Raw genomic sequence first — 25,753 nt, 5'->3', positions numbered from 1 at the left:
AAACGTTAGGTAATAATGACGCCATGGGTTGGGTGTTCTTGGCGCTGGCCATCGGCCTGGAGATCGTCGGTACCGTCTCGCTGAAGTACACCAACGGCTTTCGGGTGCTCGGCCCCTCGGTGATCGTGGCCGTCGGCTACGGCCTGTCCTTCTACTTCCTGTCGCTGGCCCTCAAACGGCACGTCCCACTGTCATCGGCCTACGCCATCTGGTCCGCCGTCGGAACCGCGGCGATCGCGGTGATCGGAGTCCTGGTCTTCGACGAGAAGGTCACCGCGCTCAAGGTCGCCGGCATCGCAGCCGTGATCCTGGGCGTCGTCGCGATCAACGCCAGCGGCGCCGGTCACTGAACCGGTCAGTTGAGCTGCGCTCGCCAGTCGGCGGGCACTCGCTCGGCCGGTCCGGGCACGGTCTGATCAACTGGATGGCAGTCCGGCGGGGCGAGCTCGGGCCCGTCGTAGTAACCGTCGGTCTCGAAGCTCCAGAACCAGGACTCGCCGGGTTCGAAGGACCGGATGATCGGATGGCCGGTCTCGGCGGCGTGCTTGGACGCGTGCTGCATGGGCGAGGTGTCGCAGCAGCCGATGTGGCCGCACTGGGCACATCGGCGCAGGTGCAGCCACCACCCGCCGGTGGCGGTGCACTCGACGCAGCCCGCCCCGGACGGGGCAACCGACGGATCTACTCCGGGCACGGTCATGAAGCGGTCCTCGCTGTTGCGGACTGTTGCGAGCGGGCCGGCTCGGCGGCGTCCTCGTCGGGGACGGGATCGGGCAGTTCGGCGGAGGAGAAGGGCAACCGGACCTCGAAGCGGGTGTCGCCGGGTTCGGAGCTGACCCGCAGGTCGCCGTGGTGCTTCTTGACCACGATCCGCCACGAGATGTCGAGCCCGAGGCCGGTGCCCTGGCCGATCGGCTTGGTGGTGAAGAAAGGTTCGAAGATGCGGTTCTTGATGTCGGTCGGGATGCCGGTGCCGGTGTCGCCGATGGTCACCACCAGCGAGTCGCCGTCGCGGTGGGTGGAGACCGTCAGCGTTCCGCCGTCCGGCATGGCGGCGACGGCGTTGTCGATCAGGTTGGTCCAGACCTGGTTCAGCTCCGCGGCGTAGGCCGGGATCGGCGGCAGGCTCCGGTCGAAGTCCTTGACCACCGTGATCTTGTCGCCGATCTTGCTGTTCAGCATGACCAGGGTGCTCTTGAGCAGTTCGTGGACATCGACCACCCGGAACGGCGCGCGGTCCATCTGGGAGTACTGCTTGGCCGCGCCGACCAGGCTGGAGATGCGGGTGGTCGAATCCTCGATCTCGTTCATCAGCAGCTCGGTCTCGAGGGTGTAGTTCAGCCAGCGCATCGCACCCTCGAAGATGGCCGGGTTGACGTGTTCGGCCACACCCTCGAGCCACTCGACGTCCAAACCGGAGGAGACGAAGGTCGGCGCGATGTCCCAGCCGCCGCTGATACCGCGGCCCTCCAGCCAGTCGGCGATCTCGTCCTCGCGGTCGGCGGCCTCCATCGGCGACAGTTCCGCGGCCTTGGCCACGTGCTCGACCGCGTCCTCCTGCAGGGCGATCAACGCCTCCAGCTCGACCCGGTCGTAGGGGCCAGAGGCGATCATCTTCAGCTTGCTGCGCATACCGGCGACCCGCTGGCGCAGCGAGGACGTCGCTCGGACGGCGGCGGCGGCCGGGTTGTTGAGCTCGTGGGTCAGCCCGGCCGACAACGAGCCCAGGGCCAGCAGCCGCTCCCGTTGCCCGATGACCTGCTGGGTGTTCTGGATGCCGAAGAAGAGCCCTTCCAGCAGGTGCAGCGCCATCGGGAACCAGTCGCGGATGAGCTGGGTGAACAGTGCGGCGTCCAGGACGTAGAACCGGGAATCGGTCACCGCCCGCAGCGAGCTGTCGTAGTTCTGGTCGACCTGGTCGCCCAGGAAAGCCCGCCAGGCGCCGGCGTACACGCCGCGCTGGGACGTGCGGGTGACCTCGACGTCGTCATTGCCGACCTTGCGCGACAGCGCGATCTCGCCGTCGAGCAGCACGTAGAAGCAGGTGGCCGGCTCGCCCTGCCGGTAGACCGGACCGGCCTCGATGTCGACGACCGAGCCCTCTTCGCACAGCCAGTTGAGCTGTTGCGGGGTGAGCTTCTCGAACAGGAAGGTGCTGCCGAGCTCCGCCGGGTCGCACGGAAGTTTCGGTTGATCCATCGGTGCCAACCCGTCTGTCCTCATCGGTCTCGCCTGATCTCTGCTCCGAAACGTCGCCCGTCGGCGGCGCTACAACTTTTCCAGGTACCGGTGTACCAGCATCACGGCCATCGCTCCCTCGCCGACGGCGCTGGCGACCCGCTTGGCCGACTCGGCCCGCGCGTCACCGGCCACGAAGACTCCGGGAACGCTCGTCTCGAGGTGGTACGGCGCTCTGTCCAACGTCCATTCGTCCCCCAGTTCTTCCACCGGCGGCAGATCAGGCCCCGCGAGCACGAATCCCCTCGCGTCCTTGGCCGGCCCGTCGAGCCAGTCGGTGCGTGGCGCGGCACCGATGAAGGCGAAAACCCATTGGGTATCGACCCGGCGGGTGCTGCCGTCCTGGTGCTTGAGGGTGATGGCTTCCAGGTGTTCCTCGCCGTGGGCCTGCGCGATCTCCGTGCAGGTGTGCACGTGGATGTTGTCGATGCCGGCGATCTGCTGGACGAGGTAGTACGACATCGAGGCTTCGAGGGAGTCCCCGCGAACCAGGATGTTGACCGATTTGCAGGCTCGCGACAGGTACACCGCGGCCTGGCCCGCGCTGTTGGCGCCGCCGACGATGTAGACGTCCTGCGAGCTGCAGTTGGCCGCCTCGGTCAGGGCGCTGCCGTAGTAGACGCCGCGGCCGGTGAGCTCGTCCAGGCCCGGGGCGGACAGCTGACGGTAGGACACCCCGGTGGCGAGGATGACGGTGTGGGCGGCGAGGGAGTCACCGTCGGCGAAGCGCACCTTGCGGGCGGCGCCTTTGACCTCCAGGCCGACGACGTCGCGGGTGGTGATGACTTCAGCTCCGAACTTGTGGGCCTGCCGGCGCGCTCGCTCGGTCAGCTGAGCGCCGGAGACACCGTCGGGGAAGCCCAGGTAGTTCTCGATCCGGCTGCTCTGACCGGCCTGCCCACCCGTGGCGGTCCGCTCGATCAGCACCGTCCGCAGCCCCTCGGACGCTCCGTACACCGCCGCCCCGAGGCCCGCCGGGCCACCGCCGATGACGATGAGGTCGTAGAAGTGCTCGGACGCCGTGGTGACGATGCCGACCCGGTTGGCCACCTCGGTGTCGGACGGCTCGATCAGCACGTCGCCGTCCACGGTGATCACCACCGGCAAGCGGTGTTCCTCGCCGCCGGCCGCGGCGAGCAGCCGCTGGCCCTCGGGTTCGTCGATCGGGAACCAGCGATAGGGCACCTGGTTGCGGGCCAGGAACTCGCGGACCTGCGACGAGCGGGCCGACCAGCGGTGTCCGATCACCTTGGTCTCCGGGATGGTCTTGTGTTCGACGGCCGCCCATGCTTCGAGCAGGGCGTCGAGGACCGGGTAGAGCTTCTCCTCGGGCGGGTCCCAGGGCTTGAGCAGGTAGTGGTCCAGGTCGACGACGTTGATCGCCTCGATCGCGGCGTCGGTGTCGGCGTAGGCGGTCAGCAGCACGCGCCGGGCGGCGGGGAAGATATCCATCGCCTGTTCCAGGAATTCGATGCCGCTCATGCCGGGCATCCGGTAGTCGGCCAGCAGCACCGCGGCCTGGTCACCGCGCAGCTTCATCTCTTTCAGCGCGTCCAGCGCCTGGGGACCCGACTCGGCCCGGACGATGCGATGAGTCTCGCCGTAGTGGCGGCGCAGATCGCGAGCGACCGCCCGAGAGACGCTCGGGTCGTCGTCGACCGTGAGGATGGCCGGACGCGAGGTCTCGCTCGGTTGCATGCGAGCCATCCTATGGCCGTGGGGTTACGTGCACCGCGACCGTTTCGCTGCCAGCGAGATCGTCGGAGCGACGAACTAGCGCTAGTTGGTTTGATGTGCAAACCTTGACTGATGAGTGCCGCTCCCATCGATGTCGCCGCTCCGGCCCCCTCGGCCGGCCCGCAGACCTCCTCGCCCGGCCCGCAGGCCGCCGCACCGCACCACGGCCACGTCGATCTGGACGAGATCAAGGGCAGGCCGTGCTCGGTGGCAGCGGCGTTGCTGGTCGTGGGGGACCGCTGGTCGCTGCTCGCGGTCCGCGAGGTGCTGTTCGGCAACCACCGGTTCTCCGAGATCGTCCGCAACACCGGCGCACCCCGGGACCGGCTGGCGGCCCGTTTGAAGGTTCTCGTCGAGGCCGGAGTCCTGGAGAAGCGCCAGTACCAGGACAGCCCACCCCGTTCGTCGTATCACCTGACGGGCGCCGGCCGGGCTCTCGGCGCGGTCCTGCAGGCGCTGCGCCAGTGGGGCGATGAGTACGTGGTCGACGCCCCGACGCTGACGTTGCACCATCACGGTCACGAGATCACCACCGCCTGGTACTGCGCGACCTGCGGCGAGCCGGTCGGCCGCGACGTCGAGCGCGAGGTCACCACGCCCGGGTGGGATCTGGCCGGCCCGACCGGCGAAGGCGCCCGTGACTGACATGGCCGAGACCGCTGCCGACCTGTCCCCGTTCAGCCTGGAACGCGCGTCGCAATTCGTCGCTGCGGCCGGGCTCGTGCTGGACTCGGCCTCGCCCACGCGCCTGACCGGTCACCTCGACCTCGGGCCACAACACCACACCCCCTGGGGCGTCGTGCACGGCGGCGTGTACACGAGCGCGGTCGAGAGCGCCGCGAGCCTCGGGGCCAGTCTGGCCGTCGCCGACCGGGGCCAGTTCGCGGTCGGAGTCCACAACGCGACCGACTTCATCAAGGCAGCGACCCACGGCCGCGCCCGGGTCGTCGCCGAGCCGCTACAGCAGGGACGCGTCCAGCAGCTGTGGTTGGTGGTGATCAGCTCGGACGACGGCGCGGTGCTCGCCCGCGGCCAGGTGCGGCTGCAGAACGTCGCCCTCCCCGCGCCCGCCGAAGCGCCACCGACCAGCGTCGCGACCTGACGACCCCACCGTCGCAGCGAGCAACCCCGACCCTCTAGCCCTCCGGCCCTCCGGCCCTCCGGCCCTCTGGCCCTCTAGCCCTCTGGCCTCTGGCTCAGGTGCTCACCCTAGGGGGCTGCGCGCCTGCGCGGTCGCGGTTTGCAGCACGCCGTCCCCGAAACCGAACACCGACCCGAACGGCACCTTGCTGCGCCGGCGGCAGGTGATGGTGACCCGGGTTCCATCGGTGGACAGTTCGGCGGCCGCCTGGACGCCGGACCGAACCGGGTCCTCGTCCAGGTACGTCGCCGCGGCCTGCTCGACGGGGCCGAGGGTCAGGGCATCGCGGGGGACGCCGGTTTCGTGCAGTGTGGGTCGGGCGACGCTGTTGGCGGCGGCCAGGGCCGTCCCGTCGCAGATCGCCTGCAACTCGCGTTGGTTGCCGACCACGTGGCTGGCGAGCACACCGGCGCTGACGAGCAGCAGGGCGATGACGTAGAACCCGAGAATCAGCGGGATCGTCGACCCTTCGTCGCGATCGGGGCCGTCGCCTGCGCGAACCCAGAGCCCCCGAACCGACCGCCGCTGAACCGACCGCCCCCGAACCGACCGCCCCCGAACCGACCGCCCCCGAACCCATCGCACGAGCGCGACGGTATTCGGCCGGACCGAAGCGAGGCAGTCGTTTCGCGCATCTGTGGACAACGTCGTGGCTGCCTGGGTATCAACCCGGCGCGGGTGGCCTCCTGCTCACCGACGAGGCCGCACCGCGTGGGGGAGCGAACAGGTATGACTCAGCTCGAGCAAGCGCACACGCCCACGGTGGGGCCGGACCGGCCCGGCTGCGACACCGGTGACCTCGAACTTGCCCATCGCGCCCTGCAGCGGGAGTTCGCGCTGCTGCCCGAGCTCGTCGCGACGGCGGCCCCCTTCGACGTGGCCCGGGCCCGGGTTGTCGCCGAGCACGCGCTGGCCCTGATCGAGATGCTCGACCGCCACCGAGCCGCCACGGCGCTCGAGGTCTGGCCGGCGATCGATCGTTGTGCACCGGTGGAACTGGCCGTCGAGGCGCTGCACGCCGAACTGGACCGCCGGCAGGAATTCCTCGGCCGCGCCTCGGGCGAGCTCACGACGTTGCTGCTCGAGTGGCGCAGCGCCGCCACGCTGGAGTTCCGCACGGTCCTGCTCACGGTGCTGGGACCGGTCAGCCGGGCGGTGGACGAACTGTTCCGCGACGAGCGGGAGCACCTGCTGCCGCTCGTACAACAGCACCTGGACCAACGGGCGTGGGACGCGTTCGGCCGGGCACGGTTGCGCTCGGTCCCGCGAAGTCGGCGGTTCCTGTTGCTCGGGCACCTGCTGGCCGAGACGGACCCGGCCGAGCGGCGGCGGGTCTTGGTCCACGCCTCCCTCATCGGACGGGCGGCCTTCCGGTTGCGGGGTGCCAGGCGCTATCGGCGGGTGCTGGACTCGGTGTGCGGCCCCCTGCTGGACGACCCCGACTGGTTCGACGCGCTCTTTCCCGCCGCGTCCTGACCCGACCGTCCCACTTCGACGGCGTCGCCGTCGCTAATGGCCCTGGGACTTCAACCAGTCCAGGCCGGCTTGTGCGATCTCGCGCCAACCGTGGTCGACGGTCAGGGAGTGTCCGCGATCGAACTGCTTGAACTCGGTGACCGCGCTGGAGTGCCGGTACAGCTTGTACGCGGCCTTGCTCACCGCGTCGGGCACGGTGTGATCCTGGGTGCCGGAGATGATCAACAGCGGTCCGCGCGCGGAGTTCTTCACGTTCACCTTCGCCGGTGACTTCGGGTTGAAGTTCGCCAGCGCGGCCTCGAACAGCGGGCGGCAGGGTGAGGGAATGGTCCACTGCTCGTGCAGGTCGTCGGACTCCGCTCGCGGCAGCGCGTTGCCGAAACCGTAGGCGAACTGGTCGAGGTTGGGGCGGAAGGTCTTACCGAAGTTGAGGGGGTTGCCCAGAACCGGCAGCGCCGAGCGAAGCTGCGGGATCGGCAGCGGCAGGACGCCGCGGATCTGGGCCGGATCCACCGCGATGGCCGCGGCCGCCAGGCCCTGGCCGAGCAGGCTCTGCACGATCAGGCCGCCGAAGGAGTGGCCGATCAGAATCGGCTTGGAGTCGAAGGTCTTCAGATAGTCGGCGTGATGCTTGATGATTTCCGCCAAGCCCTTGCCGGCCTGGCGTTCGGGGTGGGCACGCGTCTCCTCCAGCGTGTCCGCGACGCCAGGCCACTCCGGCGTGGCGGTCTGGTAGCCGGCCTCGCTGTACAGATCAGCCCACGCCTGCCAACTGCTGGAGTGCAGCCACAAGCCATGGACGAAGATGACCGGAGTCGTCATGGGAACGCTCTCTTTCTGGCGTCGGGGTACGGCGGTTTCGGTTTCGCGGGGTCGTTCACCTGTCGCGTCGAGGAAGACGGAACGTTCTACCTACCCGGCAGACGCTAGTCCCGCGCCCCTCACCGGGTCGAGCAACTCCGCGTGAGCGGCGGTCGTGAGGTGTGCGCCGCCGCGATGATCGCGCCTACCGCGCGTAGGCAACCGCAGATTTTTCGACTACGCCCTGTAGTTGGATCATTGACGGCCGATCAAGGGGACGTGGCCCTACTCGACGTGCTGCAGCCTCGGGACCGTTCGGAAGCTGCCCGAACCATCCTGACGCTGTCGGCTGTCGCTGCCGTGGTCACCTCCGTGCTGGCCCTGGTCAACCCGCAGAGTGCCGGCGGCCGGCTGATCGCCCTGGCCGTGATCGTCCCGGTAGTCGCCGTCGTCGTCGGTGCCGCGTGGCTACTGACCCGAAGCGAACGCGACCACCCCATCGGCTGGGCGGTGATCCCGCTGCTCACGGTCGTCGCGATCGTCTCGTTGGACCTGCTCACCAAGGACGTGTCCACCTCCGCCCAGGTCTTCCTCTTCTTTCCCGCTCTCTACGGTTCCTCGCAACTACCGCGTTGGGGTGCGGTGATCCTGACGGCGGCTTCGATCGCGGGTGACATCGTCATCGCCTTCACCCTGCTCCCGGCTCGCCAGGCCACCATCGACGCCACCTATGTCGTTGCGGCCATCGTGACTTCGGCGGGCCTGCTCGTCTACGCCGAGGATCGGCGGGCCGCGCTGGTAGAACGTCTTCAGCGCCAGGCCGCGATCGACCCGCTGACCGGGCTGGTCACTCGGCGCGTGCTCGATCAGGCCGCCCGTTCCGCTCTTTCCGGGGCCGCCAGCGTGTACGGCACCGCACTGATCCTGCTCGATGTGGACAAGTTCAAGAGCGTCAACGACCAGTACGGACACCTCGCGGGCGATGAGGTCCTCATTCAGCTCGCCCACATCCTGTTGCGCAGCGCGCGCAGTGCCGACATCGTCAGTCGGATGGGCGGTGACGAGATCGCCCTGCTGCTGCCAGGCTGCTCGGAGTCCGCCGCGATCCGGCGCGCCGAGCAACTCTGCTCGGACGTTCGCGCGCACGCGTTCATGCTCTCCGACGGCACGCAGCTGACGCTGTCGGTCAGTGCCGGGGTCGCCCACGCACCAACCCACGCCACCGACCTCCGGCCGCTGTACGCCGCGGCCGACACCGCGCTCTACCAGGCCAAGCGCTCCGGACGCGACCGCGTCGGGATGCTGCACGCCCTGACCGGCCCCGAGGTCACCGAGCGGCTACGCGGCGCCGTGGCGTCCTGAGCTGACTCGCAGCGCTCAGCGCTAAGCGCTCGGCGCTCGGCGCTCGGGGCTTCGTGCCCAGGGTTTGAGCTCAGCGGGCGTCCGGGTTCGTCGGGTTGTTGGTGGGGTTCGTCCAGTCACCGGTGTCCGGCGGGTCCTGGCGGGCCAGGAAGCGCTCGAACTCCGCCCCGATCTCGTCAGCGGTCGGCAGGGTCGCTCCGTCGGCGATCAACCCACCGGTGCGCCCGGCCACGATCGAGTCGTACTGCTGCTCCAGGGCCCGCACGACCTGAGCGACCTCTTCCGAGCCGGCCACCTGCTCGTCGATCCCGGTTCGGACGCTCTGCGCCGCCTCCGCCAGGGCTTCCAGCGGAAGGTCGAGATCCCCGGCACGGGCGATGCATTCGATCAAGGTGACCGCCGCGTCCGGGTACTCCAGCTGAGCGACGTAGTGGGGGACGTTGACGGCGAATCCCATCGACTCGATGCCCGACTGGGCGACCCGGAACTCCAGCAGGTGACCGGCGCTGGCCGGAACCTGCACGGTGCCCAGCCACGCGTTGTAATCGGCGACGAGCTCCCGCGGGCTGCCGTGGGCGATCACGCTGCTCGGACGGGTGTGCGGCACCCCCATCGGGATCGCGTTGAGACCGATCACGCGGCGGACGCCGAGTTCGGCCACGATCAACTGCACCGCCCGGGTGAACCGCTCCCACTGGACGTCGGGTTCGGGTCCGGTCAGCACCAGGAACCGGGTACCCCGGCCGTCGGTCACCAGGTGGATGGCCAGGACCGGCTGCTCGTAGGACTCCCAGTGGTCGGTCGCGAAGATCATCGCGGGCCGGCGAGCGCGATAGTCGAAGAGCTGGTCGACGTCGAAGGTCACGGCGACCTCGGACTCCAGGCTGTCCAGCAGGTGTTCGCGGGCCAGCCGCGCCGCGTGTCCGGCGTCGCTGAAACCCTCCAGCGCCTGCACCAGTACCGGGTTGTCCAGAGGGGGCAGGTTCGGGGTGATCTGGAACAGGTCCTGCGGGTCGAGCACGGAGAACTCCTCGAATCTTCGAGCCGGTCGGGGCTGACCGGCGCGCTTGCTCCAGTGTGCCTGCTGCCCTCAGGCATCTGCATAGGGCGCCCGGGTCCTGCGCACCCGCGGCCGGTATCGGCCTACGTCGTAGGGTGTCCGATCGTGACGGCAACGATTGAACAGCAGATCGCGACCGAACTCGGGGTCCGGCCGGCCCAGGTGGTCGCGGCCGTGGGTTTGCTGGACTCAGGTGCCACGGTGCCCTTCATCGCCCGCTATCGCAAGGAGGTCACCGGCACCCTCGACGACACTCAGCTGCGGGCCCTGGAGGAGCGGCTTTCCTACCTGCGTGAGCTGGCCGGCCGCCGGACCGCGATCCTGGAGTCGATCCAGGCGCAGGGCAAGCTCACCGACGAGTTGCGCGCTGCCGTCGTGGGCGCCGAGACGAAGGCCCGGCTGGAAGACATCTACCTTCCCTACAAGCCGAAACGTCGCACCAAGGCGCAGATCGCGCGTGAGGCCGGGCTGCAACCGCTGGCCGAATCGCTGCTCGGCGACCCCACGGGTGTCCCCGAGCACGCCGCGGCTGGTTTCGTCTCGCCGGAGCGCGGGGTGCCCGACGCGGCCGCGGCGCTCGGCGGCGCCCGGGCGATTCTGATCGAACGATTCGATGAGGACGCCGACCTGCTCGGGGAGCTACGCGAGACTCTCTGGTCACGGGGGCGGCTGTCCTCCGCCGTGCGCGAGGGCCGGCAGAGCGACGGGTCGAAGTTCTCCGACTACTTCGCCTTTTCCGAACCCCTGCCGAAGCTGCCGTCCCATCGCACTCTGGCGTTGTTGCGCGGAGAGAAGGAGGACATCCTCACCCTGTCGCTGGACATCGAGGACGTTCCGGACGGTTCAGGGGCCTATGCCAGCGCACTGAACTCGGCCCCGGGCACCCCGGTCGGTCAGGCGCCTACCTATTACGAGGGCCGGATCGCGGCGCGGTTCGGCATCCTCGACGCCGGTCGGCCGGGTGACCGCTGGTTGCTCGACACGGTCCGGTGGGCGTGGCGTACCCGGATCTACCACCACCTCGCTCTGGACCTGCGGATGCGGCTGCGCCAGAACGCGGAGCACGAGGCGATCCGGGTGTTCGCCGCGAACCTGCGGGATCTGCTGCTCGCCGCGCCGGCCGGGACCCGCGCGACGCTCGGGCTCGATCCCGGCTTGCGGACCGGGGTCAAGGTCGCCGTGGTCGACGGGACGGGCAAGGTGCTGGCCACCGACACCATCTACCCCCACGTTCCGGCCCAGCGCTGGGAACAGTCGCTGGCGACGCTCGCCACGCTGTGCGCCGCCCACGCGGTGGATCTGATCGCCATTGGCAACGGCACCGCGTCGCGTGAGACGGACAAACTCGCCGCCGAACTGATCAGCCGGCACCCGGAACTGTCCCTGACCAAGGCGGTCGTCTCCGAAGCAGGCGCCTCGGTCTACTCGGCCTCGGCCTATGCGGCCGCGGAGCTGCCGGGGATGGACGTGTCGCTGCGTGGCGCGGTTTCGATCGCCCGTCGCCTGCAGGACCCGTTGGCCGAGCTCGTCAAGATCGATCCGAAGTCCATCGGAGTCGGTCAGTACCAGCACGACTTGTCCGAGGTGGCGCTGTCCCGGTCCCTGGAGACCGTGGTCGAGGACTGCGTGAACGCCGTCGGCGTGGATGTGAACACCGCCTCCGTGCCGCTGCTGGCCCGGGTGTCGGGAATCGGCGACGGTCTTGCGGCGAACATCGTGGCCCACCGCGACCGGGTGGGCCCGTTCCGTTCGCGGGCCGGCCTGCTCGACGTGCCCCGACTGGGTGCCAAGGCCTACGAACAGTGCGCCGGATTCCTGCGGGTCCTGGGCGGCGACGATCCCCTCGACGCGTCGGCCGTGCACCCCGAGTCCTACCCGGTGGTGCGCCGCATCGTTACCGCTACGTCGGTGGCACTGCCGCAGCTGTTGGGCAACTCGTCGTTGTTGCGCTCGCTGCGGCCCGCCGACTTCGTGACCGACACCGTAGGCCTTCCGACCGTCACCGACATCCTGTCCGAGCTCGACAAACCCGGCCGCGACCCCCGTCCGGCGTTTGCGACGGCGGCGTTCGCCGAGGGCGTGGACACCATCGGCGATCTGTCGGTGGGCATGGTGCTGGAGGGGGCGGTCACCAACGTGGCCGCCTTCGGAGCCTTCGTCGACGTCGGCGTCCACCAGGACGGGCTGGTGCACATCTCGGCGATGTCGCACCGGTACGTCGCCGATCCCCGCGACGTCGTGAAGCCGGGCGACATCGTCAGGGTCAAGGTCACGGCGGTGGACGTCAACCGCAAACGGATCGGGCTGAGCCTGCGATTGGACGAGGAACCGGCATCCTCGGGAGCATCGGCATCGGCATCGGGGTCGGGGTCGGCAGGGTCGGCATCGGCAGCAGGGTCGGCAGGGTCGGCGGCATCGACCGATCGTTCACAGCCCGGCCGAGGCGATCGGCGGGGGCAGCGCCCGAGCCGTCCTCAGGGAGGTGCCGCGGGCTCCAAACCCGCGGACGGGGCGTTGGCCGACGCGCTGCGCAGGGCCGGCTTCGGTCGGTGAAGGGCCGGCGGCCGCCCGGCCGCCCGGCCGCCGTCCCGGGCCGGTTCCGGCCGCCGTTCCGGTTCCGGCTCCGTGCCGGCTTCAGCCCAGGCGAGTCGCGCTGGAGTAGTCCTGCATGCCGGCGAGCAGGCTGATCTTGACCACGTCGCCGGAAGTCGGGGCCTGGATGATCATGCCGCTGCCCATGTACAGCGCGACGTGGTACGCCGGCGAGCCGAAGAAGACCAGGTCGCCCGGCCGCAGCGACGCTCTGTCCACAGGCGTGCCCATGCCCTGCTGGGACGAGGCCAGGTGCGGAAGCGCAACCCCGGCGGCGTTCCAGGCCCACATCGTCAATCCCGAGCAGTCGAAGGTGCTCGGTCCGGCTGCAGCCCAGACGTAGGGCTTGCCGAGTTGGGCCAGCGCCGCGCGAATGGCCAGCACGTCCTGGGCCGACGCGCCGTGGGAGTAGTTGGCCACCGCAGCCGCGATCTCGGCGGAGCTGGGCGTGGACGAGCCGTAGTAGGCGCTGCGGGCCGACGCCGTCAGCGTGGCGAGCGTGGTCTGGTACTTGCTGATCTGAGCCTTGAGGTCTGTCTGCCGTTGCTGGACCGCCCGCTCCTGGGCGGTGGCCTCGGCGACCGCCTGGGCTGACCGGCTCTGAGCCGACTTCGCCTGCTCGTTGGCCGCGACTGCCTGGGCGGCGATGGCGCTCTGGTGGGCGCTGAGTTGGCTGAGCGACTGCAACTCGTCGAGGTAGTTCTGGCCCGACCCGCTCGTGAACAGTGCCGCGGTCTGGCCGAACGAGCCGGCCTTGTACTGCTGCGCCAGCGACGAGGCGAGCGCGCGCTGGGCGCCGGCTGCCTGTGCCGCGGCGGTCGTCGCGGCGTCGTCGGCGAGCCTGGCCGCCTTCGAGGCATTGGCGAGGGTGAGCTTGGCGGCGTTGAGTTGTTCACTCAGCTTCTCGCTGGCCGTGGCGAGGGTGGCCAGCTTGTCCGTCACCGATCCGGTGGTGTCAGCGCTGCCGGGCGTCTGCAGGTGCGGATTCGCCAGGGCGGACACGCTGCCGAGGCCGAGAGCGGCAACGGTCAGGCCAGTGGCGACGGCAAGTCGGATGGTGCGCTTTGGTGCGATTCGAGCTGGCGCCACGGCTGGCGAGACTCCTCTTCCACTCGACCGCCTACCAAGTTAGCTGCCGGGTTCGGGCTGGGAAGGTGCCCTACGGCGCGGTGTCCGGGCGGGGTGGCCTGGACGTTCGCGCCGATTCACCCCAGAACTTGAGTGGGTCCTCGGCTCAACGAGTTCCGCCGGCCAGCCACGAGGGGCGGTCGGCGGAACGAGTGTCGATTCGGCGGTGACCGGCCGGCGCCACCCTGGTGGGGAGCGGTGAACCGGAAGGTCTCGATCAGATTACGCGACGCCGTCTGTGAACTGGCACGGAGTGGGCGGTCAGCGGCGAAGCCGACGGGAGAGCTCGGTCACCACCATGGGCAGCAGCTCGTGTTCGGCGACGAGGACGCGGGCGGCGAGCGTCTCTGGGGTGTCGCCGTCGAGCACCGGGACCTCCTGGTGGCCGATGATCTCGCCCTCGTCGTACTCGTCGGTGACCAGGTGCACCGACGGCCCGCTCAGCCGATCTCCCGCAGCGAGTACGGCCCGGTGCACCGCTGCGCCGTACATGCCCGGACCGCCGTGGGCCGGCAGCAGCGACGGGTGGATGTTGAGGATGCGTCCGGCGTATTCGGCCAGGACCCGCGGGCCGACCTTCTTCATGTAGCCGGCGGTGACGATGAGCTCGATCTGGTGTGCCTGCAGCTGACGCACCAGCTCGGCGTCGAGGGCACCGGGATCGGGATGGGTTCGGCCGGACACGTGGAGGGTGGGGATGGCGTGGTCGGCCGCGTAGGCCAGACCGCCCGAGCCGCTGTTGTTGCTGATCACGAGCACGATTCGGAACGGCGAGTCGGCTGTCAGCGACGCCGCATGCAGGGCGCGCAGGTTCGAGCCGGCACCCGATACGAGTACCGCCACCGAGACTCGGTCCGGCCGATCGTTCATGCGGGCTTGCCCTTCGCTGGTTCGGCGGGACCGCTCCGCCCCCGACCGCAGCACAACCTACCAATCCGCCTCCGGCCGATCGGCCCGCTACCCACCGCTCGCTCCGGACCGGTCCCGTCCGGGTTTCAGAGCGCGAAGAGTCTGCCCAGGCGTTCCAGGGAGAAGATCTCGTCCGAGAGCAGCGCCGACAGGCCGACGAGCCCGGCGCGCGGATCGAGCCGGCTGCGCACGATCTGCAGATTTCGCGTGGCCAGCGGCAGAGAACGCTGGTAGACGATCTCGCGAATGCCGGCCAGCAGCTGTTCGTCGGTATGGGCGAGCTGGCCACCGACCGCGATGACTCGCGGGTTGAAGAGGTTCACAGCGTCGGCGACCGCCCGCCCGAGGATTCGACCGGCGCGGCGGAGCAGTTGTTGGGCGGTGACGTCCCCGGTCTGCAGGAAGCGGAGCACGTCATCGACGGTGTGGACGTCCTTGCCCGCCTCTCGCAGATCCCGCGCCATCGCCCACCCGCCGGCGTAGGCCTCGACGCACCCGTAGTTCCCGCAGCGGCACAGGGGCTCCGACCCGCGCTCGTCGGGAAGGTTCAGCTGGATGTGGCCGATATCCCCGGCCGCGCCGTCGGCGCCGCGGTGCACTTTGCCGGCCGCGATGAGTCCGCTGCCCACGCCGGTGCCGACCTTGAGCATCATCATGTGGGATACGTCGGGAAAGCTGAATCGGTGTTCGCCGACGGCCATGGCGTTGACGTCCTTGTCGACGACGACCGGGCAGTCGTAGGTCCCGGTGAACCAACCGGGGATGTCGAAGCGGTCCCAGCCGGTCATGATCGGCGGACTGACCACCCGACCGGTCGCGAAGTCGACGGGCCCGGGCACGTCCACGCCGATGCCCATGACGTCCCCGCTCGCGTGGCCGGTTCGGTGGAGCAGGGTGGTGAGGTGTTCGCCGACCACCTTGAGCACGGCCACCGGTCCGTCGGAGATGGCGATGGATTCCTCGACCTCGGTGAGCACGCTGCCGCTGAGATCACACAGCGCCAGGCGCATCGCCGTCGCCCCGATGTCGGCAACGAGTAGGACGCCGCGGGTGCGGTTGAAGGCGAACAGGCCCGCCGGCCGTCCGCCCGTTGAGCTGGCCGGCTCCTCGGTCGTCACCAGTCCGCCCGCGATGAGGGCGTCCAGACGTTGATTGGCCGTGGCCCGGGACAGTCCGCTGACGCGGACGACGTCGGCTCGGGTCAGCGACTGTCCGGTGCGAAACATCGACAGGATCCGATGCAGATCGACAACCGCGCCTGCTCGGCCTGACGGCACAGCGGCCCCTGAGGCCATGGCAAACCCCAATTCGGTTGGTCGTCTTCGACGGTGTGGTTGCAGTTATGTTACAACAGGTATTGCTTTTGCTCAATCCTAGTCTAAAGTAATGCCAGCAGTAGTCAAAAACCCACCGAGGAGCTCCCATGTACGTCCCGTCGAAAACCCTGACCGTTCCGCTGGCCGCCGCCGTGGCCGCGACCCTCGCGCTCGGCGCCTGCTCGTCCGGCAAGTCCAGCTCGAGCGGCGGTACATCCGGCTCGAGCAAGGTTGCCGTCGTCATCAAGGGCCTGGACAACCCGTTCTTCCAGTCCATGGAAAGCGGCGTGAAGGACAAGGCCGCGTCCGACTCGGTGTCGGTCGAGGTGCAGGCTGCCAACTCGATCACTGACACGACCGGGCAGGCCGACAAGCTCGCCGCGCTGGCCAACCAGGACTACTCCTGCTTCGTCGTCAATCCCATCAGCGGAACCAACCTGATCCAGGGCATCGCTCAGCTGGCGGCCAAACACAAGACGATCGTCAACATCGACTCCCCGGTGGACGCCTCGGCGGCCAAGAGCGCGAACGCGACGGTGGCGACCTACATCGGGACGGACAACACCGCGGCGGGCAAGCTCGCCGGTGCCGAGATGGTCAAGCTGCTCCCCAGCGGCGGCTCGGTGGCGGCAATCGGCGGCACCGCCGGTGACGTGACCAGCGGCGCCCGGGTGACCGGCTTCCAGCAGGGCATCGCCGGCACGAGTTCCATCAAGTTCACCCAGACCATCGCGGCCAACTGGGACCGTCAGGAAGCCCTGACCCAAGCCCAGACCATCCTGCGTTCGAACCCGACCCTGGCCGGCTTCTTCGTGGCCAACGACGACATGGCGCTAGGTGTCGCCCGGGCGATCGCCTCCGCCGGCAAGACGGGCACGGTCAAGGTGATTTCCGTCGACGGCATCAAGGACGCGCTGACCGCCGTCCAGAACGGTGAGCTGTCCGCAGTCGTCGCGCAGTACCCGTACGTCATCGGCTCGATGGGCGTCGAGGCGTGCAAGGCGGCCACCGCCGGCAAGACCCTGCCCCCCAACGTCGCGGCTCCGGTCGAGCTGGTGACCAAGGCCGATGCCGCCAAGGCGCTGGCCGCCACGCCGAAGCCCTTCGGCACCTACACCGACCCGTTCGCCGATCTGACCAAGTGATGGCGGACGTGTTCAGAAGGAAGTCGTCATGACGAACATCCACACCCCCTCCGGCACCTCGGCGCAGAGTGGTGCCAAGACGGCCAGCTTTCGAAGCGCTGCCCGAGGGCCCGCCCCGCTGGCGCGGCTGAAGGACATCGGCTTCTGGGCCGAGTGGGCCGCGCTTGTCGGCCTCGTCCTGCTGGTCATCGTGTTCCAGTCCGCCAACTCGACTTTCCTGTCCAGCGGCAACATTCAGGCGATGCTCACCGCGTCGGCAATCCTGATCGTGCTGGCGGTCGGGCAGACGTTCGTGATCACCACCGGCGGCATCGACCTCTCGGTCGCCTCGGTGATGACTTTCGCGGCGGTCGCGTTCGGACTGACCTATGAGCACCAGCGCAACCTGGCACTGTCGTGCGTGGTCGCCGTCGTCGCCGGACTGGCGTGGGGGATCGTGAACGGCCTGCTGGTGTCGCTGGGAAAGATCACCGACTTCATCGCCACGCTGGGCACGCTGTCGGCGGCGTCCGGTGCGGCCCTGATCCTGTCCAACGGCAAGCCCACCACGGTCATCAACTCGACGCTGCTCAAGCTGTCCAGCGGAGGAATCGGCTTGCTGGGCTGGTCGTTCATCATCGCCGCGATCGTTGCGGTGCTGGCGCACGTGGTGTACTTCCGCACCCGCTTCGGCACGCACGTCCTGGCCACCGGAGGTTCGGTCGAGGCGGCCGCCGCCACTGGCGTCCGGACCCAACGCATCAAGCTGGCCGTCTACGCGATCGCCGGAGTCCTCGCCGGGTTGGCCGCGATCCTGCTGGTCTCCCGGGTCGGCGCCGCCGAGCCCGCAGCCAATACCGCGTACCTGCTGAACTCGGTCGCGGCGGTCGTCCTCGGCGGCGTGAGCCTGGTCGGGGGCCGCGGCAGCATCTTCGGCCCGGTGGTCGGCGCCCTGTTACTCACAGCTCTGACGAACGGGCTGACCCTGCTCGGAGTCTCACAGTTCTACCAGCCCCTGTCCGTCGGCGTGGTCGTCGTCCTGGCCGCCCTTCTCTCAAGGTTCCAGAAATGACAATCGACGAAATGACCCCCCGCACCGCGACCGATCTCCTTGTCGTCGAGGACGTGTCGCTGGCCTTCGGACCCGTCCGGGCGTTGCAGAACGTCACGCTGAACCTCAAGCGTGGCGAGATCACGGCCCTGGTCGGTGACAACGGGGCAGGCAAGTCCACCCTGGTTCGTTGCATCTCCGGCATTCACCGTCCCAACTCCGGCGCGATCACCTTCGACGGCGGTGTGATCCACTTCCACACCCCCGACGACGCCCGCACGGCCGGGATCGAGACCGTGCACCAGAACCTCGCCCTCGTCGAGGACCTCACCGTCTGGCAGAACCTGTTCCTCAACCGGGAAAAGGTCTACGGCAAGGGGCCGTTCGCGCTGCTCAACCGCCGCGCGATGAAACGCGAGGCGGAGAACATGGTCTCGACCCTGGCCGTGAACGTTCCCGCGGTGACCTCCCGCGTGCGGCGGCTGTCGGGCGGCCAGCGCCAAGCGGTCGCGATCTGCCGCGCGGCGAGCTTCAGTTCCAAACTCGTGATCATGGACGAGCCCACCGCGGCGCTCGGCGTTCAGGAGACGGCCAAGGTCGAGGAACTGATCCACAAACTGCGCGAGGACGGGCACGCCGTGCTGCTCATCAGCCACAACTTCGAACAAGTCCTGCGGCTGTCCGACCAGGTGTGGGTCATGCGAGCCGGCCGCTGCGTCGGCGGCCGTCGGACCGCGGAGACCACTGGCGAGGAGATCGTCGGTCTCATCACAGGCGCCCTCGCGGCCTGAGCGATTCCCCCTTCACCGGCCCGCCGGCTGTCTCGGCGGCCGTACGAGCCTCGGCCCGTTTCCCCCTTCCCTGCCAGCAGAAAGTCACACCATGAGCTTCACCAACCCGATCGGCGTCCACGCCCTGGTCTGGGCGGGCGACACCTCGCCCGAGTCCGTCACCCGCGCCATCAGCCAGACCAAGAAGACCGGTTACGACCTGCTCGAGATCTCCCTGCACGATTCGCTCAACCTCGATGTCGAACAGACCAGGCGCCAGCTCGAGGAGGCCGGGTTGTCGGTGGCCTGTTCCCGTGGCCTGGCCTTCGACGCCGACGTATCCAGTGAGGACGTCGACACCGTCGAACGCGGAGCGCAGCTACTGAGCGATTCGCTGCAGATCACCCATGCCCTCGGCGGGACCCACTTCACCGGCGCGCTCTACAGCGCGCTCGGCAAGTACGGCCACCCGCTTTCCGACGCCGGGCGAAAGAACGTGGTCTCGGTTCTGCAGGACCTCGCCGCGCAGGCCACCCAACTGGACATGACGCTCGGACTGGAGATCTGCAATCGCTACGAGACCAACGTCATCAACACCGCGCGTGACGCCCTGCGCCTGGCTGATGACATCGGCTCGGATAACGTTCTGATCCACCTGGACACCTACCACATGAACATCGAGGAGGACGATTTCGTGCGACCCGTCCTCGAAGTCGGTCAGCGATTGGGTTACGTCCACATCGGCGAGAACCACCGCGGCTACCTCGGTTCCGGCCACCTGGACTTCGCGCCGTTCTTCCGCGCACTCGACACGGTCGGCTATCAGGGTCCGATCACGTTCGAGAGCTTCTCCTCCGCGGTGGTGGCCAGTGGGCTGTCCAACGATCTCGCGATCTGGCGCAACCTCTGGACCGACGGCGAGGACCTCGCTCGCCACGCGCACCAGTTCATCACCGACCAGCTGTTCCTCGTACGCGCGGCGGCATGACCGCGTCGGCCGGCCCCGCAGATCTGACCGCCCTGGTCAGGCGTGTCGATCGGCTGGTCGCCGAACACCCCGGACAGCGAATCATCGTGGGCATCGTCGGGGCCCCGGGCTCGGGCAAGACCACGCTCGCGCTCGCCCTCGTCCAGGCCCTCCTGCATCACGAGGCCGAGTGGACGGTCCGGGCCCGGCCCGGCGACGTGGCCACCGATCCGGCACGCAGCTGGATCGGTTCGCATGTGGCGCACGTTCCGATGGACGGGTACCACCTGGCCGATGTCGAACTCCGCCGGCTGCAGCGCGCGAACCGCAAGGGCGCACCCGACACTTTCGACGCCGGCGGCTACATCGCGCTCCTACAGCGGCTGCGGCAGGCTGAGGAGGACGTCTGGGCACCCGCCTTCGACCGGGACATCGAGCAGCCGATAGCGGGCAGCATCCCCGTCGGGCAGGCGACGCGAGTGATCGTCACCGAGGGGAACTACCTGTTGCTCGATGAGGGACCCTGGCCCCGAGCGCGGGCGGTCCTGGACGAGGTGTGGTTCTGCGACATCGAGACGGACCTGAGGATGCAGCGCCTCGTGGCGCGGCATGAACGGTTCGGCAAGTCGCCCGAGCAAGCTCGGGCCTGGGCGGCTGGGCCCGATCAGCGCAACGCCGAGCGCATCGAGGCGACACGCGAGCGGGCGGACCTGATCCTCACCGGTGATGTCGTCAGCCCCGCTCCAGGCGACCTCGTCGCGACACCCACGCCGACGAGCTGAACAGCGCTGCGGTCATCGACGCGCTTATTCCGGAAGGGACGGATGCGCGAACGGCAGCCCGCAAGAGCGCCAGCGGCTTCCCGACGGTCGCGACGCCCGGCCGCACGCAGGCTCTGGACCGGACCGAGGTGGTCCCGGTTGTCGTTGGCGATCGCTCCGGCCACGTGCCGCGCCCTGTCCAAACCTGGCTTACCGGTGGCTACCAGAGAATGGTTCCAACACTGTGGCCCCGCTTCTGGAGCCCAGGGATTCTGCGCGATCTGTTGGTGGCCAGGGGCAGGATCGAACTGCCGACCTACCGCTTTTCAGGCGGTCGCTCGTACCAACTGAGCTACCTGGCCGAACCACCCGCCGTCGAGGACCGCGGGCCTGCCGAAGTTTACAGGTCCCGACGCTCAGCACCCAACTGGGTTCGACCGGTCGGCCCGGCACCGATCGCCAGCTGATCACACCCCTTGCGGTAGAGCTCGACGATCCGTTCGGCGACAAGCGGGTGGGCTCCGATCGGTGCTGAGACCGGGCGTGGAGCGGCGATCCGCCGCAGCTTCGAGTCGAAGAACCCCGGCGCGAGCAGGTAGTTCGCCACGACCGTGCCGGGACCGACGCCGGCCAGCGGGTCGGCGTCGGTCAGCTGTCCGATGAGCACACGATGCCGGTACCCAGCCTGTAGGTGCCCGGCAACCTCGGCGAGCTGGTCGCGTGCGGCGGGATCGGACGAGCCCGCCGCCACCACGACGATCCCCTCGGGTGCGGGCGTGCCGAGTTCGTCCAGGCGGGCTTGGACGACGCGGCTGATCCGTTCGTCCGGCCCGATCGGCTCGGTGACCGTGATCTGGTCTGGATAGCCGTCCACGACAGCAGGAATGTCGATCGCGACGTGGTACCCGGTGGCCAGCAACAACGGGACCGCCACGACCGGACCGTGCAGGCCGGCCAGGGAATCGGCCAGGCTCGGTGCGGCCACGTCGACGTAGCAGAGCTGGACGCTGACTCCGGACTGGCCCTGGCGGCCGACTCCGGACTGGCCTTGGCGGGCGAGTTCGGCACGGACCGCTTCGGCCAGCCGCTCCAGCACGGCGATCCCGGCGCGGTCGCGGGTGCCGTGCGCGATTGCGAGCAGCACGGGCGCTGCGGAGGAGCTCATCGGACCAGCATGGCAGGACGGACGAAGACGACGAAGGCCCGGCCTCTACCGAGACCGGGCCTTCATTCGCTGTGGAGCGACCCCGACGGGACTCGAACCCGCGACCTCCGCCGTGACAGGGCGGCGCGCTAACCAACTGCGCTACGGGGCCTTGGTAGGCCTCTTGTGTACAACTCGCGTGCAACCCGGGCCAGCGAAACCCGGTCACCTGCGAAACCTCAGCAACCCTACACGCGTCCGCGTCCGCTACCGAATCGCGGCCATGTGACCGGCTGCCGTACCCCCAACGGGATTCGAACCCGTGCTACCGCCGTGAAAGGGCGGCGTCCTAGGCCACTAGACGATGAGGGCGTGCCACCCGAAGGGACCCTTCAGGCAACCGCACTATCTTAGCCCCGCTGGAAGGCGTGCTCAGCATAGGGGAGGGCGCCCGCCAGCTCCAAAACGCCGGGTCCGGGTGGGCCGTCCGGCACCCACTGCGCGGGCCTGAGGCGCACGTCCACTCTCAGGTTTTGGTCCCCGACTCAGCAGGCAAGAGCTCGTAGCGAGGATTGGCCAGCGCCAGGTGGCCCTTGTACTCACCGACCGTGCCGCTGACGCGCACCACCGAACCAGGTTCGATGCCGGGGATCCGGGTGCGTCCGAAGAAAAGCAACCGCATGCCGCCCGTCTCGTCGAAAACCTGTGCCTCCAGCGACTTGCCGGCCGTGGTGCCGACCTGGACGATCTTGATCCGGCCCTGGATCGTGACCCGTTGCTTCCACTTCACCCCGGCGATCGGGATCACGCCGTTCTCGTCCGGCTCGGCCTCGATCTCAGGTTCGGTGCTCGCCTCGTCCTCGCCGCGACCGGACGGTTCCGGTGCGCGGGTCGGGGACACCGCGCCGGTGCCCTCGCCGGGAGCCGTCGGTTCGATCTCGGGAGCCCCGACGTGGTCGGGGGCCTCGGCGTCCAGGGTGGGCATCGCCAGCTTCTTCTCGGCCTTGGCCCGCTGGCGTTCGAGTTCCTGTTCCTGGACTTCGTCCAGTGTCGTGTCGAACGGGACGATGGTGGCCGAGACGTGCGGGATCTTGGCCATCGCGTTGGCGATGCGATCGGCGGTCCGGTCGTGCAGCAGGCGCTGGGACAGCCGTCGGAACGTCCGGCGCGGCAGCAAGACCGTGACCTCGGCCCGCTCGCCGACGACGGCTCCGAGCGCGGTCTCGCTCGCTGCCCTGATCAGGCGCCGGTCCGGGCACTCGACGATCTCCAACGGGACCCGGTCGCCGAGGCCGCGCTCGATCCACTCGCGTTCCAGCTCCTTGGCCCGCTCGTCATCGAGGGAGATGTGGACCGCGCGCAGCTCGGTGGGCCGGAGCGAACCCGCGTAGCGCAGCGCGCGCACGACGGCCAGGTCCAGACGGTCGACGAAGACCAGCACGACATGGCGGGCGTAGTGGGCCGAACCGCCCTTGCCGAACCGGGGCGAGGACGTGACCAGGTCCAGCGAGCGTGCTTCGGCCCGGTACTGCTGGTTGAGCCGCATCAGCAACAGCCACAGCAGCGGAGCCACCACCAGCACCACCCAGGCGCCCTCGGTGAACTTGACCACCGCGGTGATCAGCACGATCGCCAGCGACAGTGCCCCGCCGGAGGCGTTGATCCACCACTTCTTCTTCCACCCGGCCTCCTTGTGAATGGTGTGGTACTTCGCCATCCCGAAGCCGGCGAGGGTGAAGCCGGTGAACACGCCGAGGGAGTAGAAGGGCACCAGCTTGTCGACGTTGGCCCGTCCCGCGATCAGCAGCACGATCGAGAAGAAGGTCAGGATGAAGATGCCGTTGCTGAAGGCGAGCCGGTGTCCGCGGCGAGTCAACTGGCGGGGCAGGAACGAGTCCTCGGCGACGAAGTTGGCCAGGAACGGGAAGCCGGTGAACGGGGTGTTCGCGCCGGTGATCAGGATCAGGGCCGTCGCGAACTGCACGATCACGAAGCCGATGTGGCCGATGGTGCCCTCACCGAAGGACGCCCGCACCACCTGGGAGATGACCGTGGGCGTGCCGTCGTGGAACGGCGCGGCGTGGGTCTGCATCGACAGGTAACCGATGCCGATGACCAGGAAGGCCAGCATCGCCGACATGATGCCGAGGGTGCGGCGGGCGTTCGGTCCGTTCGGGGCCTGGAACGCGCTCACTCCGTCGGAGATGGCTTCCAGCCCGGTCAGTGAGGCGCCACCGTTGGCGAACGCTTTGAGCAGGTAGAAGATCGCCAGCCCGGACAGGATGGGATGACCCCCGTCGACGATCGGCAGCTGATGCTCGCCGCCCACGACACGATCGAGACCGTACTTGGGCAGGTCGCCGAAGATCTCCCGTCCCACGCCGATCACGATGACGACGGTGACCGAGATGAAGAAGAAGTAGGTCGGGAAGGCGAAAGCCTGTCCTGCCTCCTTGATACCGCGCAGGTTTCCGTACGCCAGCAGGATGATGAGGACGATGCAGATCTCGGTCTTGTACGGGATCAGCCCGTGGATGCCCGAGGTGATGGCGGCCACCGCGGCCGCGGTCTGCACGGCGACCGTGACGATGTAGTCGATCAGCAGGGCGACGGCCGCGACCTGGGCCATCTTGTAGCCGAAGTTCTCCCGGCAGACGACGTAGGAACCTCCGGCCCGGGTGTAGACCATGACGACCTCCCGGTAGGAGAGCGTCATGAGCACCAGGATGACCAGGATGACCGCGGTCATCGGCGCGAGGATGTGGAAGCCGGCGAGGCCGAACACCCCGAGCAGGATGATCAGCATCTCCTCGGTGCCGTAGGCGGAGGAGGAGATGCAGTCGCTGGACAGCACACCGAGGGCCAGCCGCTTGGACAGCTTCTCCTCGTGCATCTGGCTCGAGACCAGCGGTGGTCCGAGCAGCACGCGCTTGACGCGATAGCTCAACCGCTCCGGGAGCGAGATGCTGGCGGTCAGGGCGGGCGCCGCTGCCTGTCCTGATAGCTGCTCCTTGCGAGCGGCCTGTACGTCGGTCATAGCGGAGAGGCTACGACGTTCTGGCGGGCAGGTCGGACCGCGCCGGCCCCGGACGGTCTATGTCACAGCTGCGAGTGTCCCGCGTCCGTGCCGCGGGCCGGCGCGGAACGGTCACTGCCGGAGGGTCAGTGCCGGAGCGTCACTGCCGGAGAGGCAGTGCCGGAGAGTCAGTGCCGGAGAGGCAGTGCCGGGCGAATCCGTCCGACCGGTGATCCGCCGCCGAGGACTTCGAGGACGCCGAGCTCGTCCAGCGCGGCGCCGGAGACTCCCAGCTGTCGGAGTGCGGCGACGACCGCAACCTGAGCCGCCCGTTCGGCGCCGTCGTCGATCTTGAGTGCGACCGCGCCACCGTCGGGCAGCGCCGCGGCGAAGACGCCCTCCGCCCCATCCTTGGCGATCAGCCCGGGCACGCCCTGCATCAGCCGGGTCACAGCTCGTCCGCTGCCACCCACCAGATCCGGGTACTGGCGCATCGCCTCGGCCACCGTGTGCAGCTCGCCACCGGTCGCCGAGGCCATCCGGCTGAATGCCCGGGCGATGCCGGACAGGCTCAGTCCGAACAACGGGGCGCCACAGCCGTCGACGCCGGTCGCCGCCACCGGCTCGCCGCACAGTTGGGCCACGGTCGCCGCCAGGTGCGCCTGCAGCGGGTGGTCAGGCGCGAGGTACCCCGAGATCGGCCACCGGTTGCGGAGGCTGGTTCGCAGCATCGCGGTGTGCTTGCCGGAGCAGTTCATGGCCAGCCTTCGTTCGCTGCGTCCCTCGGTGAGGTACTTGCGACGCTCGGCCAGGCCGATGGGCAGGTCCGGTGGGCATTCCAGATCCTGCTCGGTGAGGCCGTCGGAATTGAGCGCCGCCTCGATCCGGCGAAGGTGCTCATCCGAGCCGGAATGGCTGGCCGCGGCCAGGGCGACCTCGCTCAGATCGTCGGATGGATGACCTGCGCGCAGAAGTCCGACCGCTTGCAGCGGTTTGAGGCTGGATCGGCCGAAGATCGGCTGGTCGGGATCGCCGGTGCTGGACCGCACGGTGCCGTCGGCGTCGAGGACGATCACGTGGCCGGTGTGGACCGATTCGACCACGCCGCTGCGTTCGACTTCGACAAGGACGGGGCCGGGCTGGATGCGGATCATGCCCCG

General features: G+C 68.9%; 23 protein-coding genes, 3 tRNA genes and 1 riboswitch. Of the genes, 11 read left to right on the top strand and 15 right to left on the bottom strand.

Features of this window, described 5'->3' with window-relative positions; translation table 11 throughout:
- The first annotated feature begins 23 nt into the window (after nt 1-23).
- Nucleotides 24-350 carry a DMT family transporter gene (locus M6D93_RS18670; protein WP_249771626.1) on the top strand — a complete coding sequence of 109 codons (327 nt, stop codon included), beginning with the start codon at nt 24-26 and terminating at the stop codon, nt 348-350.
- A 5-nt stretch (nt 351-355) separates the two neighbouring features.
- Here M6D93_RS18670 and M6D93_RS18665 read toward each other — a convergent pair whose 3' ends face one another.
- From M6D93_RS18665 to M6D93_RS18655, 3 genes are all read right to left on the bottom strand, one after another.
- Nucleotides 356-700, bottom strand: a complete 345-nt coding sequence (locus M6D93_RS18665) for a UBP-type zinc finger domain-containing protein (protein WP_249771624.1) — start codon at nt 698-700, stop codon at nt 356-358.
- Complete coding sequence (locus M6D93_RS18660) at nt 697-2,199, bottom strand: ATP-binding protein (RefSeq protein WP_249771622.1); 1,503 nt, start codon at nt 2,197-2,199, stop codon at nt 697-699. The genes M6D93_RS18665 and M6D93_RS18660 overlap by 4 nt, the downstream gene beginning before the upstream one ends.
- Before the next feature lie 69 nt (nt 2,200-2,268).
- The gene (locus tag M6D93_RS18655) at nt 2,269-3,936 is read right to left on the bottom strand and encodes an FAD-dependent oxidoreductase (protein WP_249771620.1); all 1,668 of its coding nucleotides are present in this window, start codon (nt 3,934-3,936) and stop codon (nt 2,269-2,271) included.
- Between the two features lie 111 nt (nt 3,937-4,047).
- On the opposite strand from M6D93_RS18655, the gene M6D93_RS18650 reads away from it, so the two are divergent.
- Both M6D93_RS18650 and M6D93_RS18645 read left to right on the top strand, forming a co-directional pair.
- Nucleotides 4,048-4,620, top strand: coding sequence for a winged helix-turn-helix transcriptional regulator (locus M6D93_RS18650; protein ID WP_249771618.1), 573 nt, complete (start codon nt 4,048-4,050; stop codon nt 4,618-4,620).
- Between the two features lies 1 nt (nt 4,621).
- Nucleotides 4,622-5,077, top strand: a complete 456-nt coding sequence (locus tag M6D93_RS18645; RefSeq protein ID WP_249774236.1) for a PaaI family thioesterase — start codon at nt 4,622-4,624, stop codon at nt 5,075-5,077.
- Between the two features lie 102 nt (nt 5,078-5,179).
- Here M6D93_RS18645 and M6D93_RS18640 read toward each other — a convergent pair whose 3' ends face one another.
- The gene (locus M6D93_RS18640; protein ID WP_249771616.1) at nt 5,180-5,701 is read right to left on the bottom strand and encodes a pilus assembly protein TadG-related protein; all 522 of its coding nucleotides are present in this window, start codon (nt 5,699-5,701) and stop codon (nt 5,180-5,182) included.
- A gap of 144 nt (nt 5,702-5,845) precedes the next feature.
- Here M6D93_RS18640 and M6D93_RS18635 point away from each other — a divergent pair, with 144 nt between their 5' ends.
- Nucleotides 5,846-6,592 carry a hemerythrin domain-containing protein gene (locus M6D93_RS18635; RefSeq protein WP_249771614.1) on the top strand — a complete coding sequence of 249 codons (747 nt, stop codon included), beginning with the start codon at nt 5,846-5,848 and terminating at the stop codon, nt 6,590-6,592.
- A 33-nt stretch (nt 6,593-6,625) separates the two neighbouring features.
- Here the strand turns inward: M6D93_RS18635 and M6D93_RS18630 are convergent, their stop codons facing one another.
- Nucleotides 6,626-7,414: an alpha/beta hydrolase gene (locus M6D93_RS18630; protein ID WP_249771612.1), complete on the bottom strand. Its 789-nt coding sequence runs from the start codon at nt 7,412-7,414 to the stop codon at nt 6,626-6,628.
- 258 nt (nt 7,415-7,672) lie between these two features.
- Between M6D93_RS18630 and M6D93_RS18625 the strand changes: the two genes are divergently transcribed.
- Nucleotides 7,673-8,755, top strand: coding sequence for a GGDEF domain-containing protein (locus M6D93_RS18625; RefSeq protein ID WP_249771610.1), 1,083 nt, complete (start codon nt 7,673-7,675; stop codon nt 8,753-8,755).
- A 70-nt stretch (nt 8,756-8,825) separates the two neighbouring features.
- On the opposite strand, the gene M6D93_RS18620 is transcribed toward M6D93_RS18625, so the two are convergent.
- Nucleotides 8,826-9,776 (bottom strand): proteasome assembly chaperone family protein, encoded by a 951-nt coding sequence (locus tag M6D93_RS18620; RefSeq protein WP_249771608.1) that lies wholly within the window; start codon nt 9,774-9,776, stop codon nt 8,826-8,828.
- Nucleotides 9,777-9,920: 144 nt separating this feature from the next.
- Here M6D93_RS18620 and M6D93_RS18615 point away from each other — a divergent pair, with 144 nt between their 5' ends.
- On the top strand, nt 9,921-12,368 hold the full coding sequence (locus M6D93_RS18615; RefSeq protein ID WP_283818613.1) for a Tex family protein: 2,448 nt from the start codon (nt 9,921-9,923) through the stop codon (nt 12,366-12,368).
- An 81-nt stretch (nt 12,369-12,449) separates the two neighbouring features.
- Here the strand turns inward: M6D93_RS18615 and M6D93_RS18610 are convergent, their stop codons facing one another.
- The 3 genes from M6D93_RS18610 to M6D93_RS18600 all read right to left on the bottom strand — a co-directional run bounded on the left by M6D93_RS18610 (nt 12,450) and on the right by M6D93_RS18600 (nt 15,670).
- A complete protein-coding gene (locus M6D93_RS18610) occupies nt 12,450-13,496 on the bottom strand; it encodes a C40 family peptidase (protein WP_249771606.1) in 1,047 nt (348 codons plus the stop codon).
- A 15-nt stretch (nt 13,497-13,511) separates the two neighbouring features.
- A riboswitch (cyclic di-AMP (ydaO/yuaA leader) is annotated at nt 13,512-13,670 on the bottom strand.
- A 126-nt stretch (nt 13,671-13,796) separates the two neighbouring features.
- Nucleotides 13,797-14,405 carry a phosphoribosylglycinamide formyltransferase gene (purN, locus tag M6D93_RS18605; RefSeq protein ID WP_249771604.1) on the bottom strand — a complete coding sequence of 203 codons (609 nt, stop codon included), beginning with the start codon at nt 14,403-14,405 and terminating at the stop codon, nt 13,797-13,799.
- Between the two features lie 125 nt (nt 14,406-14,530).
- Complete coding sequence (locus tag M6D93_RS18600; RefSeq protein WP_249771602.1) at nt 14,531-15,670, bottom strand: ROK family transcriptional regulator; 1,140 nt, start codon at nt 15,668-15,670, stop codon at nt 14,531-14,533.
- A 197-nt stretch (nt 15,671-15,867) separates the two neighbouring features.
- Between M6D93_RS18600 and M6D93_RS18595 the strand changes: the two genes are divergently transcribed.
- The 5 genes from M6D93_RS18595 (at nt 15,868) to M6D93_RS18575 (ending at nt 20,454) form a co-directional block, all read left to right on the top strand.
- A complete protein-coding gene (locus M6D93_RS18595) occupies nt 15,868-16,905 on the top strand; it encodes a substrate-binding domain-containing protein (RefSeq protein WP_249771600.1) in 1,038 nt (345 codons plus the stop codon).
- 28 nt (nt 16,906-16,933) lie between these two features.
- Nucleotides 16,934-17,956, top strand: coding sequence for an ABC transporter permease (locus tag M6D93_RS18590; RefSeq protein ID WP_249771598.1), 1,023 nt, complete (start codon nt 16,934-16,936; stop codon nt 17,954-17,956).
- Complete coding sequence (locus M6D93_RS18585) at nt 17,953-18,726, top strand: ATP-binding cassette domain-containing protein (RefSeq protein WP_249771596.1); 774 nt, start codon at nt 17,953-17,955, stop codon at nt 18,724-18,726. Before M6D93_RS18590 ends, M6D93_RS18585 begins: the two co-directional genes overlap by 4 nt.
- Nucleotides 18,727-18,817: 91 nt before the next feature.
- Entirely contained in the window at nt 18,818-19,693 is an 876-nt protein-coding gene (locus M6D93_RS18580) for a sugar phosphate isomerase/epimerase family protein (RefSeq protein WP_249771594.1), read from the top strand.
- Nucleotides 19,690-20,454, top strand: coding sequence for a nucleoside/nucleotide kinase family protein (locus M6D93_RS18575; protein ID WP_249771593.1), 765 nt, complete (start codon nt 19,690-19,692; stop codon nt 20,452-20,454). The genes M6D93_RS18580 and M6D93_RS18575 overlap by 4 nt, the downstream gene beginning before the upstream one ends.
- A 264-nt stretch (nt 20,455-20,718) precedes the next feature.
- Here M6D93_RS18575 and M6D93_RS18570 read toward each other — a convergent pair.
- From M6D93_RS18570 to M6D93_RS18545, 6 genes are all read right to left on the bottom strand, one after another.
- Nucleotides 20,719-20,795, bottom strand: a tRNA-Phe gene (locus M6D93_RS18570).
- 38 nt (nt 20,796-20,833) lie between these two features.
- A complete protein-coding gene (locus M6D93_RS18565) occupies nt 20,834-21,598 on the bottom strand; it encodes a sirohydrochlorin chelatase (protein WP_249771592.1) in 765 nt (254 codons plus the stop codon).
- A gap of 77 nt (nt 21,599-21,675) precedes the next feature.
- Nucleotides 21,676-21,749, bottom strand: a tRNA-Asp gene (locus tag M6D93_RS18560).
- A gap of 127 nt (nt 21,750-21,876) precedes the next feature.
- Nucleotides 21,877-21,949 (bottom strand) — tRNA-Glu (locus M6D93_RS18555).
- Between the two features lie 154 nt (nt 21,950-22,103).
- The gene (locus tag M6D93_RS18550) at nt 22,104-24,614 is read right to left on the bottom strand and encodes an amino acid permease (protein WP_249771591.1); all 2,511 of its coding nucleotides are present in this window, start codon (nt 24,612-24,614) and stop codon (nt 22,104-22,106) included.
- A 167-nt stretch (nt 24,615-24,781) separates the two neighbouring features.
- Complete coding sequence (locus M6D93_RS18545; protein WP_249771590.1) at nt 24,782-25,747, bottom strand: asparaginase; 966 nt, start codon at nt 25,745-25,747, stop codon at nt 24,782-24,784.
- Nucleotides 25,748-25,753: the final 6 nt, after the last annotated feature.

The sequence above is a fragment of the Jatrophihabitans telluris genome, from assembly GCF_023516435.1.
Taxonomy (GTDB): Bacteria; Actinomycetota; Actinomycetes; order Mycobacteriales; family Jatrophihabitantaceae; genus Jatrophihabitans_A; species Jatrophihabitans_A telluris.
The sequence above is the reverse complement of the archived record's forward strand: the minus strand, read 5'-3'. Positions and strand labels throughout refer to the sequence as shown.

What these genes read in the sequence shown, in the direction of transcription:
- M6D93_RS18565 (WP_249771592.1), bottom strand. Translation starts at nt 21,598, where the DNA reads ATGAGCTCCTCCGCAGCGCCCGTGCTGCTCGCAATCGCGCACGGCACC.
- M6D93_RS18670 (WP_249771626.1), top strand. Translation starts at nt 24, where the DNA reads ATGGGTTGGGTGTTCTTGGCGCTGGCCATCGGCCTGGAGATCGTCGGT.
- M6D93_RS18600 (WP_249771602.1), bottom strand. Translation starts at nt 15,670, where the DNA reads ATGTTTCGCACCGGACAGTCGCTGACCCGAGCCGACGTCGTCCGCGTC.
- M6D93_RS18630 (WP_249771612.1), bottom strand. Translation starts at nt 7,414, where the DNA reads ATGACGACTCCGGTCATCTTCGTCCATGGCTTGTGGCTGCACTCCAGC.
- M6D93_RS18575 (WP_249771593.1), top strand. Translation starts at nt 19,690, where the DNA reads ATGACCGCGTCGGCCGGCCCCGCAGATCTGACCGCCCTGGTCAGGCGT.
- M6D93_RS18665 (WP_249771624.1), bottom strand. Translation starts at nt 700, where the DNA reads ATGACCGTGCCCGGAGTAGATCCGTCGGTTGCCCCGTCCGGGGCGGGC.
- M6D93_RS18655 (WP_249771620.1), bottom strand. Translation starts at nt 3,936, where the DNA reads ATGCAACCGAGCGAGACCTCGCGTCCGGCCATCCTCACGGTCGACGAC.
- purN (WP_249771604.1), bottom strand. Translation starts at nt 14,405, where the DNA reads ATGAACGATCGGCCGGACCGAGTCTCGGTGGCGGTACTCGTATCGGGT.
- M6D93_RS18580 (WP_249771594.1), top strand. Translation starts at nt 18,818, where the DNA reads ATGAGCTTCACCAACCCGATCGGCGTCCACGCCCTGGTCTGGGCGGGC.
- M6D93_RS18595 (WP_249771600.1), top strand. Translation starts at nt 15,868, where the DNA reads ATGTACGTCCCGTCGAAAACCCTGACCGTTCCGCTGGCCGCCGCCGTG.
- M6D93_RS18635 (WP_249771614.1), top strand. Translation starts at nt 5,846, where the DNA reads ATGACTCAGCTCGAGCAAGCGCACACGCCCACGGTGGGGCCGGACCGG.
- M6D93_RS18650 (WP_249771618.1), top strand. Translation starts at nt 4,048, where the DNA reads ATGAGTGCCGCTCCCATCGATGTCGCCGCTCCGGCCCCCTCGGCCGGC.
- M6D93_RS18645 (WP_249774236.1), top strand. Translation starts at nt 4,622, where the DNA reads ATGGCCGAGACCGCTGCCGACCTGTCCCCGTTCAGCCTGGAACGCGCG.
- M6D93_RS18545 (WP_249771590.1), bottom strand. Translation starts at nt 25,747, where the DNA reads ATGATCCGCATCCAGCCCGGCCCCGTCCTTGTCGAAGTCGAACGCAGC.
- M6D93_RS18590 (WP_249771598.1), top strand. Translation starts at nt 16,934, where the DNA reads ATGACGAACATCCACACCCCCTCCGGCACCTCGGCGCAGAGTGGTGCC.
- M6D93_RS18660 (WP_249771622.1), bottom strand. Translation starts at nt 2,199, where the DNA reads ATGGATCAACCGAAACTTCCGTGCGACCCGGCGGAGCTCGGCAGCACC.
- M6D93_RS18585 (WP_249771596.1), top strand. Translation starts at nt 17,953, where the DNA reads ATGACAATCGACGAAATGACCCCCCGCACCGCGACCGATCTCCTTGTC.
- M6D93_RS18550 (WP_249771591.1), bottom strand. Translation starts at nt 24,614, where the DNA reads ATGACCGACGTACAGGCCGCTCGCAAGGAGCAGCTATCAGGACAGGCA.